This is a genomic window from Olivibacter sp. LS-1, from assembly GCF_008245145.1.
Lineage (GTDB): Bacteria > Bacteroidota > Bacteroidia > Sphingobacteriales > Sphingobacteriaceae > Olivibacter > Olivibacter oleidegradans.
In genome coordinates, this window is the sequence record NZ_CP041643.1 from 5,441,856 (window position 1) to 5,457,892 (window position 16,037).

Below are 16,037 nucleotides of genomic sequence, written 5' to 3' on the forward strand. Positions count from 1 at the left end.
CCTTCGAGGCGATAAAAAGCCAATTTACTTTTTCAATAAATGCACAAATTTACATATTTAAAATCTTTTCACAGAATTGCACAGGAACTAACAAAATGCAATTATGCCATCCACCATTTCCCAATCTTTGGCAATGTAAATAGCTATCGTGCAATTACCTTCGTCAACATGTCGGAAACAAACTTAATCGGTTCTATTTTTAGGTAGGAGATACCGGAAAACAGCGAAGCGTATACAAAAAAGCCCAAATCGTCCCCGCGTTTTTTCATATTTTGTAGATAAGTGATCAAAATTAAAAAAGTAGACTTTTGTCTACTTACTTTTCCTACAAACATCTTCGTTCCGTTGCATTCTGATGCTGAGATTTGTATGGCATCTTATAACGATGTTCATGCAGTACACGGATACACGATGAAAGGAAAACGACCTCAACTAAAACGAATCGATAGATCAATCAATAATATGCGCAGCTGATGAAACTAAAAACTGTATTGCTAATAGGTTTCTTTATATTGGTCAAATTTTCCTATGCCCAAAACTTTAAGCTGTTACGTTTTAATGAAGATTATTCAGCTTTGAAGGATAGTAGCCGGACCTTTTACAACAGCTTGAAATACCTGCCGCTTTCGGAAAGCGGAAAAACCTATCTGTCTTTCGGTGGCGAGCTGCGGGCCGAACTGGACCGGGCGCAGCACGAAGACTGGGGCGCAAGTAATATCGGCAGAAATATTTTCTTGCTACAGCGGTACCAACTGCATGCCGATCTGCACCTAAATGACAGGATCAGGATCTTCGGGCAGTTGCGAAGCGGTTTGGAGAACGGACGAAAGAACGGACCGCGGCCTATTGATGAGGATCAGCTGAACGTTCAGAATCTTTTCATAGATCTAATCCCTTACAAGGGAATGGATGGCAAAATGACCATCCGATTAGGACGACAGGAACTGCAGTATGGTAGCGGCCGACTGCTTGATGTTCGCGAGGGTCCCAATCTTCGTTTGTATTTCGACGGAGCCAAAGTGGCATATGCTGCTCCAAAATGGAATGTTGATGCTTTTGTCATGGCGGCCGGCCGTGTAAAAACCGGTGTGTTTGATAATGCCACTATTAGCCGAAAATCGAGTCTATGGGGCGTTTATAGTACACATACTGCAGATAAAATGCTCAATATCGACCTTTACTATATGGGTATTCACCGGGATGAAGCCCGGTTTGATGATGGTGTTGCCACTGAATCCCGCCATACCGTCGGCACCCGATTGTGGGCGAACGGAAATGAACTGCTCTACAACTTTGAGATCGGTTATCAATTGGGCAAATTTGGCGCGGCAGATATCCGCGCCTGGGGCGGCTCGATGGATATCACTTATCGTTTCACTAATCTGAACGGGGTTCCGACAATAAAGCTCCGCAGCGATTTTATTTCAGGCGACGACACCAAAGACGATGGCAAACTGGGCACATTTAACGCTTTATATCCGAACGGCGGTTATTTCGGCATGAATCCACAGGCCGGTCCGGCAAACCTGCTTTCTATTCACCCCAATTTGAGCTGGAGCCCGGTCGGGCATGTACTGCTTTCCTTTGAAACGGTCTTCTCGTGGCGGCAATCCCTGCATGACGGTATTTACCTCCCTGATGGTACACTCAGGCTGGCTTCCTCAAATTCAGTCAGCCATTATATTGGCACGGCTTACATTACTACAGTATCCTGGCAGATCAGCAAATTTCTAAACTACAATGCCGGCCTACAATATTTTAACACCGGGGATTTTATTAACGACGTAATACCGCAACATAAAGATGGGGTTTTTATTAGTTCACTCTTAGGTTTTAAATTTTGATCAGCAATGTATGAAAATCCGCTGCCTGTGATTCATGATCCCTATAACAATCACCGGGGGAAGGCAAAACATGAGAGTCCTTAAATGGACCGACCGTTTGCCCTCCGCCATTTTTATAAATAGAATGTGGTGAAACAAAATTTTCAGTAATGGCATTTATTCCATATCTATTCCAATTTTACCATAAAAATTTTCATCACCGGCTTTGGTTTCCAATAAACGATGAGCCTTACCTATTTCCGACAGTGAAAAGACCTTATTTAAAATTGGCTTCAGCTTTTTATTTTCAACCAATCGGGTTAACTCATCGAGTTTATTTCTATTCTGTCGGGTAAAGACAAAATGGTAAGTGGCGTTTTTCCCCCATGCGTCAATAAGGTTCTGAGGTTTTTCGATATCAACCAATGTAACTACCTGCCCCATTTGACTAAGAATCTTCCCGCTGTCAGCGAGCGTATTTCCTCCAATGGTATCAATAATTACATCAACTCCTTTATTACCTGTCAATTGTTGAATAGCATGGATGTAATTTTCATTTTCATAGTCAATCACATAGTCAGCTCCCAGTTCAATAAGAAATTTATGATGGACTTTTCGTGCGGTAGTAAAGACAGTTCCTCCCATAGCTTTTGCAATTTGAATAGTTGGTATTCCTACACCACCGGCACCCCCGTGAATCAAAATAGACTGGTTGATTTTTAGTTGTGCTCTTGTAACCAGCATCTCCCAAGCTGTGCCCGCTGCTAAAGGAAGTGTTGCAGCTTCCAGATGGCTAATGTTTTTTGGTTTTCGCCCAATGATAGACTCGTGAGCACAGTGATACTGCGCATAACTTCCCTGCCCCTTAAAAATTTCGGGGGTATAATAAACTTCATCACCGATTTTAAAATTTTCTACTCCCGCACCGAGTTCCACTATTTCACCGGAGATATCATGGCCTGTGATGACGGGTAAGTCCAATTCATTTTTATAATCCCCACGCCGTACTTGATAATCTAAAGGATTGACAGAAGTTGCAAGTACCCTGACCAACACTTCCCTGAACCCCGGTTTTGGCACCGGCATTTCTACAATTTCAAAATTTTCGACGGGTCCGAACTCCTTTAATATTGCTGCTTTCATATTGTATTTAGTTAATTAGGTAAATACCTAAATTATATATTAAAAATTTTTAGAGTCTATCTTTTATATGCATTGCTAAATCCTGGATTAATTGCTCGTTCCTTTTATAATATGTCCATTGTCCATTTCTTGTAGCAATCAAAACATTAGCAGCCGACATGGTTTTTAAATATTCAGAAACGGTAGGCACCGACATTCCCGCTTTTTTGGCGATATCGGATACACATACGCCTACTTCGGATGTTTTTTCACTAAGCTCCTCTTCAGGAAAATGTGCATAAGGGTCTTTCAACCATTTAAGAATGTTTAAACGTGTCTCGTTCGATAGCGACTTGATGACTTCCAATAATTCCATTCTACAAATTTAGGAAATTTCCTAAATACCTACAAATAATTAATACGTATTTTTTAGGGTCTAGTATTTGCAGCGTTCAGCCTAAACTTCAGCTTTGATGAAAATGTGTTATATCCATCTATTGAGGCTGTGCTAAAGTCAGATAGGTAGAGTCCTATGCTTTTGCTAAACACTATTGTCCCGGACAGCGGTGTGTGGGGTCATTAGAACACCAATGAAAAGCACTACCATAAAGAATAGATAGGATGCGATAACAGACTGGATTTTATATCCAACTGCGAAAATGTTGAAAACGGTATTTTGAACACAAGCTTGTCCGGTTTGGAAACATTTGCAGTTTCTGCTATGCTTACCTTTGCCTAAACTTACTAAAATATCAATATGCAAAAAACAATTTTTATAACGGGCGCTTCAACAGGCTTAGGCAGAGCCACTGCCAAACTATTTCAGCAAAAAGGCTGGAAAGTAATAGCCACCATGCGCAACCCTGATAAAGCCGGTGACTTGGCTAATCTCAAAAACGTCACCGTACAACAGCTTGATGTGACCGATCTTGACAATATCAATGCAGCGGTATCTACCGCTATCGCTTCCAACGATATTGATGTTGTTTTTAATAATGCCGGTTATGGGCTTATGGGATCCTTAGAAGCATTATCCGATGAACAGATATTAAGGGAGATTAACACCAATCTTTTAGGTGTGATCAGAGTTACGCAAGCTTTTACGCCGCATTTCCGCGAAAGAAAGCAGGGTTTATTTATCAGTACTACTTCAATGGGCGGCTTTTTGGGCTTTCCGTTGCATTCTATTTACCATGCAACCAAATTTGGCATAGAGGGTTGGTCTGAGAGCATGTCTTTTGAATTAGCACTGTATAATATCGGTATCAAAACCATCGCACCGGGCGGTATCTCTACTGAATTTCTTGGCCGCTCGCTTGACAGAAGCTTTCATCCTGCTTATAAAGAATTAGAGGATAAACTCTTTACCAATATTGACATGATGATGAAGGCTGCGTCAACGCCTGAGCAGATAGCAGCAATAGTTTATGAGGCGGCCACTGACGGTAAAGATCAAATACGCTATGTGGCAGGTAATGACGCCAATGCACTATATCAAAAACAACTGGAGATCGGCAAGGAAGCTTTTCGTATAGAGATCAGACAGCAATTTTTAAGTAAATGAAATAAACAGGCAAACGGTTAAAACTGCGAGCCTATTACTACATTTGTATAACAGTATGGTAACAATTAGCTCCATTACCGAGTTTCATCGTAAGCATGGCCTGTCTGATCCTGTTCACCCACTGATCAGCTTGTTCCGCGTGGAGGATCTTCGCTTTATCAATGATCCCATGTGGAAGCAATATTCGCTTAGTTTTTATTGCGTATCGTTAAAGAAGGAAATCACCAGCAAAGTAAAATACGGACAACAATACTATGATTTTGACAAAGGCTTGATGACCTTTATTGCTGCCGGTCAGGTACAAACTCTGGAAATACCTGAAGACGACTTATCCAAAGGTAGCGTTGGCACAGGCCATGCGCTGTTGTTTCATCCGGATCTACTATACGGGCATCCGCTTGCTGTAGCGATCAAAAACTATGGTTTTTTCTCTTACGCGGTTTATGAAGCTCTGCATCTTTCAGAGCAGGAAGAACAAAATGTGGTCGATATCTTTGACAAGATCGACCAAGAGATAAAATATATTGACCGCCATACCCAGGAGATTGTACTGTCACAGATCGATCTGCTGCTTAACTACAGCAAACGCTTCTACGAACGACAATTCATCACCCGGAAGGCTGTGAACCACGATTTGTTAAGCAAAATGGATAATTTGTTGACCACTTACTTATCAGATTCAGCAGCTTTAAAGAACGGGCCGCCAACGGTGGAGTATTTGGCTGAGCAACTTGCTCTTTCCTCACATTATCTGAGTGATATGCTTCGATCGCTAACCGGACAGGGCGCACAACAACATATCCACAATAAAATGGTGGAGAAAGCGAAAGAGTACCTGAGTACCACTACACTTTCAGTAGCCGAAATAGCTTATCAATTAGGCTTTGAGTATCCTCAGTCTTTTAACAAACTGTTCAAAAAGAAAACCGATCTATCACCCCTTGAGTTTCGCCGTTCATTCAACTGATCTATACTTATCTGCAGCGCTGGTATAATATTATAAATCTGATGAATTAAAGATAAAATCAACCTGTTCCAAGATGGAACAGGTTGCTGCAGGCTGTGAAAAAAGGTAATTTTAACATTAAATGATTTATCCCGGAATCTGCGTGCGTTGAATTATACTCGTCTTGCTGGCTGAAGCACCTTTTATAAATATCTTACCTTACCGTCGGGTAGCTAATTCCTAATTGTTCAAGATAAGTACCGTATTTGCTGGGGTCATAATAGTATTTTTTCATGAGCGGACGGAATTCTTCCATTATTTTTTTATTCAGAAAAGTAGCGGGTTTATTTTTTTCTGAAACCAAGGGCGTATATTTTATTTCCTTGGTTTGTACCTCATTAAAATAAGTCCAAGCGTCTTTAATAATTTGTGGATCTACTAGCATATCCAGTAACGTAAGCGCTTCCACTTTTGCCCCGGCGATAACACCTTTATGTGCAATAGGTGTTGCCATGGCAATGGCATTAGCCCAATGATGACCAGGTAAACCCGGGATGTTGGAGGGATAACGTAACACTACGGTTGGCACATTCCAGGCAATATCAGCAATATCATCAGACCCGCCGCCCATGAGGGATGGATTGGCATTGGGAATACCGAGTTTACTTAATTCTACGTTCATTCCTTCTTCTTTAACCTGAAGTTCCTTTTGTATCGCTTTGGCGAGTTGTTGATCCTGGGCGCTCCATGTAGGTAAACCCACTGCCTGAATGTTCTTGTACATGGTTTCGGCAATTGCTTGATTGAAATGTCCGGGCCAGGCGCTTCCTAACACTTCGTAGGTCATCTTGGTATTGGTCATTTTTGCGGCACCCTCAGCGATCCGAATGCCATCTTCATACATTTGCATGATCTTTGGATAGGTTTTCTCCCTAAAATAATACCATACCGATGCTTTAGATGGAACTACATTTGGCTGATCGCCGCCATCGGTTATCACGTAATGAGAACGCTGTGTGGGCTCCATATGTTCGCGGTGGTAATTCCAACCTGCATTCATGAGTTCTACGGCGTCTAAAGCACTTTTTCCACGCCAAGGGGCACCACCGGAATGGGCTGCTTCGCCCTCGAAATTGAACTTAACGGAAATCATGCCGTTCCCGCCACTGTCGCCATAGGATACCCCCAAGTTGTTTGCTACATGGGTGAAGATACAAGCGTCAATATCTTTAAAATAACCGTCACGTACATAGTAAGCTTTTGTACCCAATTGCTCTTCTGCAACCCCTGGCCATAAGACCAAGGTACCGCTGATGTGTTCGCGTTCCATTATCTTTTTTAGAGCCAGTGCAGCAGTAATATTTAAAGGAACACCCGAATTATGACCTTCGCCATGCCCAGGCGCCCCCTCCACTAGGGGAGCATGAAAGGCTACTCCGGGCTTTTGCGAGGCTTTGGGTATGCAATCAATGTCACTGCCAATAGCGATAACGGGCTTACCGTTTCCCCATCTCGCTAACCAGGCTGTTGGAACACCGGAAATGCCCTGCTCGATGGAAAAACCGTTTTCCTTTAGAATCCCGGTTAGATAGCGAGATGTTTCTTCTTCCTGAAAACCCAATTCGCCGAAACTAAAAACCATATCTACCATTTCCTGGCTCTTTTTCTGTTCTTTATCAATTTCAAGAATAAGCTCTTTTTTTAAAGTAGCTAATTTCTTGGCATTGATTTTTTGAGCGAAAAGTGGAGGCACACATCCAACTTGTATTATATAGAATACTACACTGATGAATAGAAGGTTGCTAATTTGATGTTTCTTCATGTTGAGCATTTAATTGAATGAACACATTTGGTCTATAAAATGAAGTGACGGGGTTCCTATAGGAGCACCGGGAGGCATTTGCATAGGGGCTTCGATTTCAAATTTTGAAGGATTTTCCCGGAAAGATTTAATTTGAGTTAAACCAAAGTGTAAATTAGAGGCGTAAGCCGGTGATGCATTGCCGAGATGATCTTGCATCCAGGTGGCTAGGTTCTCGATTAAATAGATGGCTTGCCCTTTCACCACGGTGGACGTCTCCTTACCGGCTGCTAACTGTAGCAAATACTGCAACGTAACATTATTTACCATGGCTTGTAATGCTCCCTTATAGCCGCCAACGAGGGGTTTCTTCCAAGTGAGCTCTAAAAGCCTTTCGGCCATGGGAATAAAACCGGGTTGTTTATCGTCTCTGCCTTGGTACTCAATTAACCTGGCTGCCCGCGCAGGATCTAATAGATGACCAAGCGTTGTGCTGGCCACTGTCTCTGCCGCGGCGATAGGATCAAAAGTAGGGCCTGTATAACGGTTAAAGACTTCACGGGTCTGCGGATATCCCGAAGGCCGGGGCGGGATTTTCTGTATTAGCTGCTCCGGCAGTGAGAGCGCGTCTGCCTGGATTGTGCTGATTAAGGCATCAAAGGCCTTCCATTGTTCTTGGGGTTCAATGAGTTTGGTAATAACCTGTCCGTCATTCTTTAGGGCATGGGTAAAATACAAACCACCTAAAGACTTGGCTGCGGCTTCTATCTGATAACGGTGCAGGAGATAGATAGGCACCAATACTTCTTCCAAGGTGGCCATGGGTGCACCTTCGGGAATGGCTTTCTCTGAAAAATTTTGTAATAGTCGATTCCTGATTTGCAACAGGCGTTTTAACTCGTTAGGTGCATTGGTACCTTCATCCCATTGATTGGCGATGGGATGGACATAACCGCCGATATCGGGAATGAAGATATGCCCTTGAGCGAGGGTTTCTTTCATAATATCATCGAGGGCCTTGTTTTCATCGGTTCCTTCGGGGAAGTCTTGGTATCCCCAGATAATGGCACGCTTATCCCACTCACCTATACCTACGGCATAGGCATCTGCTACATTTATTTTACCTTGGTTGTCCATACTAAAGCGAGGGAAGGGATAATCCATTACCGATGCCCTGTTTTTCGTGCTGGAAGTAAAATTATGATATAAGCCAAGGGTGTGACCAATCTCATGAGCGGAAAGTTGACGAATACGCGCGAGCGCAAAGTTCTGCATATCATCATTTACTTCTTTTCCATCTTCATATTGCTGCAAAAGCCCCTCCACAATCAGGTAATCTTGCCGGTGCCTGTCTGCCCCCAATGTCACTACGCCTTTAATAATTTCACCAGTACGGGGATCTATATGGGACATACCGGTTGAAAAAGCCCTGGGGTTTCCGGTACGGTTAATCCAATTGACGATGTTATATCGAATATCCATGGGATCAGCACCTTCCGGTAGCTCTTTGATCTGAAAGGCATTCTTATATCCGGCCGCCTCGAAAGCTTGATTCCACCAGGCACCGCCTTCGATGAGCGCTTTCTTGATCAGTGCGGGCGCACCACGGTCAACATAGTAAACGATCGGTTTTACCGGTTCACTGAGCGCAGCCGTAGGATCTTTTTTTTCCAGGCGTTGCCTACGAGTAAAACGTTTAACTATGGGTTCTTTCATGGAAGCGGAAAAATCCATGTAGCTATACATATTAAAACCGGAGCGCGGATCAAATTTACGGGGCTTATAGCCAGCTTCGGGCAGCTCTACGAATGATTGATGCATCTTCACGGTAACTGCATTGGGGTCCGGCGCGATACCAGGGCCCATCCCCCAACCTCTGCCCTGGACGCTGCCTCCTGTAAAAGTGATGATGGCTTCGAATTCTGTGTTTTTTGGAAAGTTTTTAGTATTGTCTAAATAGATGGCCGATCTGCTTTCATCAAAATTATAAGCCGGGCCCATCTGTTGTGAAGCACCAATATGGAGACCGGGAAGGTTGTTACGCCCAATACTGGAAGCTATCTTCTGACTATCTCGTACCAAGAACGGGCTCAGGTCAATGAGTACTTTCCCCTGCCCTACCGCCAACACTTTGAATGACCAGATAACGGACTGAGCAAAGGCGTTTTCTACGGCTTTTTGCTCGTCTTTATTATCGGTTATCGCCCGGTAAGCATAGTTGGGCTCTACCAGCAAGATCTTCTGACCTACTTGGATAAATTTAGCAATAACTGCTGTTGCCTGTCCCCTTTCCGGCCCGCCGGAACCTACCCCATCGGTAAGCGAGGTGTAATACAAAAATTCAGTCCCTAGCTTGTCTATTTCCAGATAAATCTTATCATTTTTTTCATCGTAATAGAAATTAAAATAACCGGGATACGCTTTTAGATTTTTGATGAAATCGGAGATACTTCCTGTTACAACGGGAGTAGCTATCGATTTCTGTGCCCGAAGGGTTTGGTAGGGTAGCAATCCACCGATAAGGGACAACGTTATCAGGAAACACCTTGTAATCGTTTTTTTTAGACACATCATGTTCTTCTTGTTTATAAATCTTTGTTAGTTAATAGTTCTGAATTGGGCAAGGGAAAAATATAGGCTTCTTCTGTTGGTGAAACAGCTGGAGCAGTACCCTTTGCAGGAATAGTCTGCAAAGTACGCAACAGATCATTAGAACGCAATCCTTCGCCTAAAAACTCAATTCGGCGTTCATGTAAAATCGTTTGGATCAGAGCGTCTACATTATTGATGGCACTTGTTGGGAACTGATAAGATGCATCAGCCCGGTTTCTAACATATCTCAGCAGATCGCGTGCTTTATCAAGATCTTCCACATGCGCTGCCGCCTCGGCATAATTAAGTAACACTTCGGCGTATCGGATCACAGGAATATAATCTAAAAATGGAGAAGGCTTGCTGTATTTTTTGAGATACTTGGTAGCTCCACCGGTAATGAACAGTCGGCGTTGATCGTTTTCGCGCCACTCCGTGTCGGCGATGATGCCCAGTGGGTTTAAATTATACTCCGAATTTCCTGGCGAGGTATTGAGATTGTATCCTATGGACGATTGACCGGTGGTAGAATCTAAATCAGTCATGGGCATACTAAAGATAGACTCTGTTGTGGTATAATTATTTGATAAAAAAGGAATAGTAGCGTCGTCTTGTAGCGCATGGGCAACACCTGTTTCGGCTCGGTACGGTGCATTGGCCGAAACGATTTTCTGCGCTTCTTGTATCACCATACTGTAATTTTCCATCGTAAGGTAAACACGCGTTTTGAAAGCAATGGCCGTGTTGCGGTGAGCGCGCGTGGTATTGAGTAGAGGCGTACCATAGGATAACGGCAGGCCCGTTTCGGCTTCATCGAGATCTTTCAGTATTTGTGCATATACTTCGGCTACTGTACTGCGGGCTAATGAATTGTTGGCCGAGGAAGTTTCGGCCAGTAGACGTAAGGGTAAACCCGGCGCATTGCCATTGTTCTCGATATAAGGTCTTGCGTATAGGGTTACCAGGGCGAAATAAGAAACTGCCCGCACAAATTTAGCTTCGGCAGCGTATGCGGTAGCTGCTTCGGGATCTACTTTATCTGCATTGTCAACTAATCCTTGTAAAAAAACATTGCATAAATTAATGGTACGATATGCTGCAGCCCAGAGGTTTTGCACTTCGTTGGAACCGGCATTTAAGGTATGATTCCAGGAATCAAAAGCCGTAAAAAGATTGGCGGTTCTATTAATATATTCTTCACCTCGCACTTCGCAGTAAATGTAATAACGACCGCCATAAAATTGCTGGTCTTTCATGCCCCGATATAATCCATTTACCAAAGCCAGCACACGTTCAGGGGTGTCAAATGTTTGTTCTTGCGGAATATAAGTAGTGGGATCCGGATGCAGGTATTCCTGCTCGCTGCAAGAAATAAAGCATAGCACGGTAATCATGATTGATTGAATACCCTGTTTTAAAGTCTTATATTTTTTATTGTTCATAACCTATAGTTTTATCGCTTTTTTTTAAAATGAGGTCTTGCTAGAAGCCTACGTTGACACCGAGTGTGAAAGTGCGTGCCTGTGGTACAGAATTTTTATCAACGCCGGGCGTTAAATTGTCGTTACCATTGGAAGAAAGTGCCGGGTCTGAACCACTGTAGCCTGTAATGATGAATGCGTTGAACACCTGACCATAAAAACGCACCGAACTAATGCCGGATTTGCCCAGCAGTTTTGTCGGAAGCCGATAGCCCAATGACGCGGTTTGCAATCTGAGAAAATCTGCTTTTTCCACATTTTCTGATATGGGATAAGATGAGCCGTTTGAAATAACATCGCCATACACGAGGCGCGGGATATCTGTCTGCTGGCCCGGGCTTGTCCACCGATCATAGATTTCGGTGTAATTATTCCAGAAGCGCTGATCGCGCAGGGTAGCTTTGGTGCCATTCTGGATATAATTACCACCGGAGTATACAAAACTTAAGTTGAGGTCAAAGTTTTTATACTGAAGTGTGTTGTCAAACCCACCATACCAGGTTGGAAGGGCATTTCCCAGCAGGTAATAGTCGGCACCCGAAATTGCCTGAGCAGGTGAACCGTCCAGATAGGTCCATCTGCTTTCGCCCGCAGCCACCGCATGACTATATTGCACCCGCTCGCCGGCGCGATTGATGAAAATACGCTGTCCTGTTTCGGGATTTACACCATCCGTTTTGGCTCCATATAAACTTCCAACGGAATAGCCAACCCGGGTAATATTAGTGGCTTCTGCCGCCGTACTGGTAGAGCCAACAATGTCGGCATTGCCTTCTGCTAGGGCTGTAACGCGGTTTTTAATCGTTGTAAAGTTAAACGATGAATTCCAGGTAAAACCGTTTTGTTCTAAAACACGGGCATTGAAGGTGAATTCAAATCCGCGATTGTACATAGAGCCAACATTTAACATAATGCCGTTATTGGGTATTCCTTTCGACGGCGTTTGCGGAGCATTGAGAATTAATCCATTTACGTTATTATAGAAATAAGTCATTTCTACTTGCAAACGGTCGTTGAAAAAACCTAAGTCCGCTCCAATATTGGTCTGATCACTGGTTTCCCACTCCAAACCGCTATTTCCGGCTTGATAGTAGTTCAACATAGGTGCATCTCCATACAGGGCCGATTCATAAAGATTGAGCGAGGCAAACTTGTTTGGATTATTGGCATTTCCTACCCGCCCCCAACTACCACGCAATTTTATACTGTTTAAGGTTTCCGCTAGAGAAGACCCTTTATAGAAATTCTCCTCTGAAAGTGTCCAGCCAATGGAAGCCCCGCCGAAATTTCCGAATTTTGTTTTTTCTCCGAGTATGGAATTACCATCTCTTCGGAAGTTGATCGTTAAAAAATAACGCTTGTCGAAATCATAGTTTATCCTCGAAATATAAGAGATCAACGAAGATTCGGCATCTAGCATACTTCCAAAGGGTATAATACGTCCATAGCTTCCCTCAAAATTTTCATAATACTCATCGGATACCTGTGTACGGGTAGCACCCCATCGATTGAAATAAAAATGCTGCACTTCATAGCCACCTAATAAGGAAAGGTTGTGCTGACCAAAAGCTCTCCTGAAGGACATCGTATTGCTCCAATTCCAGGTGTTGATATTGTTAATTGTGTTGACAGCATTACCTTGAGGAGTAAAACCTGGTCCGTGTAGGGCACTTTCGAATGTTTTGTTTTCCACTTTAGTCCAATCCAATGCATAACTTGTTTTGAAATCTAAGCCTTTCAACAAGGTTACCGTAGCTCCCACATTTCCAATAATATGATCATTCTGTGCATTGTATCGGTTCAAACCCAATAAGGCGGTAGGATTATAGAAATTACTAACTACTGTATTGTTTCCCATCCCCATCGAATTGGTACTGCTAGCTATATTGTAAGTGCCATCGGGATTGTACGGACTAACATTGGGAGCCGTTAGCCAAGCTAAACGAGCAATACCGGTGAGTAAGAAAGCATTTCCCCGGAGTGATCCCGTGTTGGGAGATTGATTATTACTGCGCGTATAATTAGCTCCTCCTGTTAGTTTTAACCAGTTCGTTAAATTATGATCTACATTGAAACGCACGCCAATTCTGTCAAATTCGTTATTTCGGATAAAGCCTTTTTGATCTGAGTAATTGGTAGAAAAGAAATATTTGGTATCCTCTGAACCCCCGGTCACATTAAGACTATGATTATGGGAAAAACCGGTGCGATAAGTTTCATCATACCAGCGTGTGTCCACTAATGATCCATCCTCCTTATAAGTGGGGAAGAAATACGCACTCGCGACATTGTCGTTAGCAGCGTTCCCACTTAAAATCTTTGAATTCAGTACAGCTTCGTTTTTTATCTCCATAAATTGAGCAGCATTAAGCATTGTTGGCAGCCTTACGGGGTTGGATATGCCCGTCCATCCCTCATAATTTACGCGTGCCTTACCTGTTTTACCTCTTTTAGTGGTGATGATCATGACACCAGCGGCACCTCTGGAGCCATAAATGGAAGTGGAGGCCGCATCTTTTAATATATTAACCGATTCGATATCCGCCGGATTGATATCTCCTAAAGGGTTATTAGTAACATTGGCATTCGATGAGACACTTTCTCCTGCATTGATCGGAATCCCATCCACCACAATAAGTGGGTAAGAACTTTGAGAAATGGAGTTAACACCTCTGATACGGATAACGGGAGCATTGTTTAATACACCATTAGGTTGCGCTATATTGACACCTGATGCCCTGCCGGCCAATGCCTGGTCGAAACTTTGGACGGGTTGATCGGCCAGTTTTTCTCCTCCTATGCGGGTTGCAGAACCAGTAAATTCTTCTTTTCGCTGTACACCGTAACCTACTACCACTACCTCATTTAACTCCGCAGCTACCGGTTCCATTTGTAGGTTTACCTCGGCTTTACCGGACACAGGCACTTCCGTTGGTCTGTATCCCATATAGGTAATGATTAAAATTGCATCAGGGGGTAAATTATTAATAACAAATTGGCCTTTTTCGTTTGTACTCGTTACCAAGGTAGTGCCCTTTATTTTCACTGCTGCAAATGGAATGGGTTGCCCCTGCTCGTCTGTCACTACACCACGTACGCTTCGCTGTTGTACATTTACCGGCTTTGATTGTACGGCAGCTATCTCGCTCGGTATATTTTTTTCGATAATGACGAAAAACCGATCATTGTTCTTCTTGAAGCTTAACTTTCGGTCTGCTAATGCGCTCGATAAGGCTGCTTCGATCGTGGATGCATGCTGAAGTACGGACATATCTATCTGATTATTTTTTAATAATCCGCTACGATATGCAATGGAGACATGGAACTTTTCTTCCAGCTTTTTTAAAGCCTCCTCGAGAGTCACCGTTTGAAAAGAAGGGCTGAAGGATTCAGAACTAGCTGCCATCAATTTTATGAGCTTTGGAGGCATAAACACACTCAATACCATTGTTAGACATATGATTTTTAGAATTTTACGAGCCATAATATTTGTTTTAGGATTGTTTGTTAAAAGGCAAAACGGTTTCATTAACCAGAAATGGATATTACTGATTTGGGTAGTACAAGGTCAATCTTACCTGTTCTGTTGCTAATTAGACGGTTGGCTTAGCAGCGCATAATGATGTTGATTAGTAATGATCTCATGTTTGTGGGTTTGAATGTTAAAAAAAGACAATAAAGAGCCGTTACGCATAAAAATGCGTGTAGCTTTTTGCAATAATGATGGCTTTTATCGACTCCTATTGGTGTGTAATGTGTTGCTTAGACTGAAATAAGAATCGATTATTCTTTCTCTTAATATCCAGATCGTATAATAATGCAATGTTAGAAATCATCTCATCAATATCCACATTTAAGGGCATAGATCCTGAAGCATCTCTCTTTAGTAACCTGTCATCTTTTAGGACGATTTCTACACCTTGAGTTGCTTTTAATACGGAAATCACTTCGTTAAGTGTGCTGTTGCTAAGTAATAGCTTGTGCTTTTGCCAAAGAAAAAACGCATCGATGGCAACATCGTTTTTCAGCTGATAATCACGACTGTTTTTAGCCAGCATAAAATGCTGCCCCGGTTGCATCTCGATTTTATAACTGTCTTGTTTACTAATACATCGAAAATTGATTTTACCTTCGCGTAATGCTATCAAAGTTTGGTTTCTATTTTGCACATTGAATTCTGTGCCTAGGACCTCAATAGAGGTGCTGTCGGATACATGTACGCTAAACCGTTGATTGTTTTGCTTATGTACAACAACAAAGCTTGCCTCACCGTTTAACCAAACTTCCCGGTGGGCGTTAAAATTTCTTTTACGATAATATAAACTGGAATGGCCATTTAATTTCACTTGTGATCCGTCGGGTAAATGAATCATTTTGATCTCGCCATAGCCTGTTGTATATGTTATGGTAGGACCTTTTTGTAAGAATACAAAGACCGCAAATAATAAAATAACAGTAGCGGCACACCAAAGCATTTGATTCGAAGGTTTATACTTCTTCGGGGACGATATATTTGCGCGTGTTTTGATCTGGAATAACATATCATTGCCAAGCGCTTGCTTTGTTTGTGCAGAAAGTGTTTCGGTATATGCTTTACAGTGATCTGCTGCATTATACCAGGCTTCAAAACGCCGGGACATCTGGTTTTCTTCTGCTCTATGTATGTTATTTTGATCCATTCGGGATGTAAATACAATTAATAGTAAAT

The 16,037-nt window shown here is 42.7% G+C and carries 11 protein-coding genes; 3 read left to right on the forward strand and 8 right to left on the reverse strand.

Translation table 11 applies throughout. The features are described from left to right. Window positions 1–143: 143 nt before the first annotated feature. The gene (locus tag FKG96_RS27125; protein WP_256377668.1) at window positions 144–269 is read right to left on the reverse strand and encodes a hypothetical protein; all 126 of its coding nucleotides are present in this window, start codon (window positions 267–269) and stop codon (window positions 144–146) included. A gap of 204 nt (window positions 270–473) precedes the next feature. Here FKG96_RS27125 and FKG96_RS22650 point away from each other — a divergent pair, with 204 nt between their 5' ends. Then, window positions 474–1,844, forward strand: a complete 1,371-nt coding sequence (locus tag FKG96_RS22650) for an alginate export family protein (RefSeq protein ID WP_149106192.1) — start codon at window positions 474–476, stop codon at window positions 1,842–1,844. A gap of 156 nt (window positions 1,845–2,000) precedes the next feature. Here FKG96_RS22650 and FKG96_RS22655 read toward each other — a convergent pair whose 3' ends face one another. Both FKG96_RS22655 and FKG96_RS22660 read right to left on the reverse strand, forming a co-directional pair. Beyond that, window positions 2,001–2,966, reverse strand: coding sequence for a zinc-dependent alcohol dehydrogenase family protein (locus FKG96_RS22655; protein ID WP_130856587.1), 966 nt, complete (start codon window positions 2,964–2,966; stop codon window positions 2,001–2,003). Between the two features lie 49 nt (window positions 2,967–3,015). After that, on the reverse strand, window positions 3,016–3,321 hold the full coding sequence (locus FKG96_RS22660) for a helix-turn-helix transcriptional regulator (RefSeq protein ID WP_130856586.1): 306 nt from the start codon (window positions 3,319–3,321) through the stop codon (window positions 3,016–3,018). Between the two features lie 381 nt (window positions 3,322–3,702). On the opposite strand from FKG96_RS22660, the gene FKG96_RS22665 reads away from it, so the two are divergent. Both FKG96_RS22665 and FKG96_RS22670 read left to right on the forward strand, forming a co-directional pair. After that, window positions 3,703–4,509: an SDR family oxidoreductase gene (locus FKG96_RS22665; protein ID WP_130856585.1), complete on the forward strand. Its 807-nt coding sequence runs from the start codon at window positions 3,703–3,705 to the stop codon at window positions 4,507–4,509. Window positions 4,510–4,564: 55 nt separating this feature from the next. After that, a complete protein-coding gene (locus tag FKG96_RS22670; protein WP_149106193.1) occupies window positions 4,565–5,476 on the forward strand; it encodes an AraC family transcriptional regulator in 912 nt (303 codons plus the stop codon). A 193-nt stretch (window positions 5,477–5,669) separates the two neighbouring features. On the opposite strand, the gene FKG96_RS22675 is transcribed toward FKG96_RS22670, so the two are convergent. From FKG96_RS22675 to FKG96_RS22695, 5 genes are all read right to left on the reverse strand, one after another. Next, window positions 5,670–7,277 carry an amidohydrolase gene (locus FKG96_RS22675; protein WP_149106194.1) on the reverse strand — a complete coding sequence of 536 codons (1,608 nt, stop codon included), beginning with the start codon at window positions 7,275–7,277 and terminating at the stop codon, window positions 5,670–5,672. A gap of 9 nt (window positions 7,278–7,286) precedes the next feature. Further along, a complete protein-coding gene (locus FKG96_RS22680; protein WP_149106195.1) occupies window positions 7,287–9,830 on the reverse strand; it encodes a zinc-dependent metalloprotease in 2,544 nt (847 codons plus the stop codon). An 11-nt stretch (window positions 9,831–9,841) separates the two neighbouring features. Continuing rightward, a complete protein-coding gene (locus FKG96_RS22685; protein ID WP_149106196.1) occupies window positions 9,842–11,290 on the reverse strand; it encodes a RagB/SusD family nutrient uptake outer membrane protein in 1,449 nt (482 codons plus the stop codon). Window positions 11,291–11,330: 40 nt separating this feature from the next. After that, window positions 11,331–14,813 carry a SusC/RagA family TonB-linked outer membrane protein gene (locus FKG96_RS22690; protein ID WP_149106197.1) on the reverse strand — a complete coding sequence of 1,161 codons (3,483 nt, stop codon included), beginning with the start codon at window positions 14,811–14,813 and terminating at the stop codon, window positions 11,331–11,333. A gap of 256 nt (window positions 14,814–15,069) precedes the next feature. After that, window positions 15,070–16,008 carry a FecR family protein gene (locus tag FKG96_RS22695; RefSeq protein ID WP_149106198.1) on the reverse strand — a complete coding sequence of 313 codons (939 nt, stop codon included), beginning with the start codon at window positions 16,006–16,008 and terminating at the stop codon, window positions 15,070–15,072. Window positions 16,009–16,037: the final 29 nt, after the last annotated feature.

Excerpts from the sequence above, each read along its gene's own strand:
- FKG96_RS22695 (WP_149106198.1), bottom strand. The coding sequence starts at position 16,008 with ATGGATCAAAATAACATACATAGAGCAGAAGAAAACCAGATGTCCCGG.
- FKG96_RS22655 (WP_130856587.1), bottom strand. The coding sequence starts at position 2,966 with ATGAAAGCAGCAATATTAAAGGAGTTCGGACCCGTCGAAAATTTTGAA.
- FKG96_RS22650 (WP_149106192.1), top strand. The coding sequence starts at position 474 with ATGAAACTAAAAACTGTATTGCTAATAGGTTTCTTTATATTGGTCAAA.
- FKG96_RS22665 (WP_130856585.1), top strand. The coding sequence starts at position 3,703 with ATGCAAAAAACAATTTTTATAACGGGCGCTTCAACAGGCTTAGGCAGA.
- FKG96_RS22675 (WP_149106194.1), bottom strand. The coding sequence starts at position 7,277 with ATGAAGAAACATCAAATTAGCAACCTTCTATTCATCAGTGTAGTATTC.
- FKG96_RS22690 (WP_149106197.1), bottom strand. The coding sequence starts at position 14,813 with ATGGCTCGTAAAATTCTAAAAATCATATGTCTAACAATGGTATTGAGT.
- FKG96_RS27125 (WP_256377668.1), bottom strand. The coding sequence starts at position 269 with ATGAAAAAACGCGGGGACGATTTGGGCTTTTTTGTATACGCTTCGCTG.
- FKG96_RS22680 (WP_149106195.1), bottom strand. The coding sequence starts at position 9,830 with ATGATGTGTCTAAAAAAAACGATTACAAGGTGTTTCCTGATAACGTTG.
- FKG96_RS22660 (WP_130856586.1), bottom strand. The coding sequence starts at position 3,321 with ATGGAATTATTGGAAGTCATCAAGTCGCTATCGAACGAGACACGTTTA.
- FKG96_RS22670 (WP_149106193.1), top strand. The coding sequence starts at position 4,565 with ATGGTAACAATTAGCTCCATTACCGAGTTTCATCGTAAGCATGGCCTG.
- FKG96_RS22685 (WP_149106196.1), bottom strand. The coding sequence starts at position 11,290 with ATGAACAATAAAAAATATAAGACTTTAAAACAGGGTATTCAATCAATC.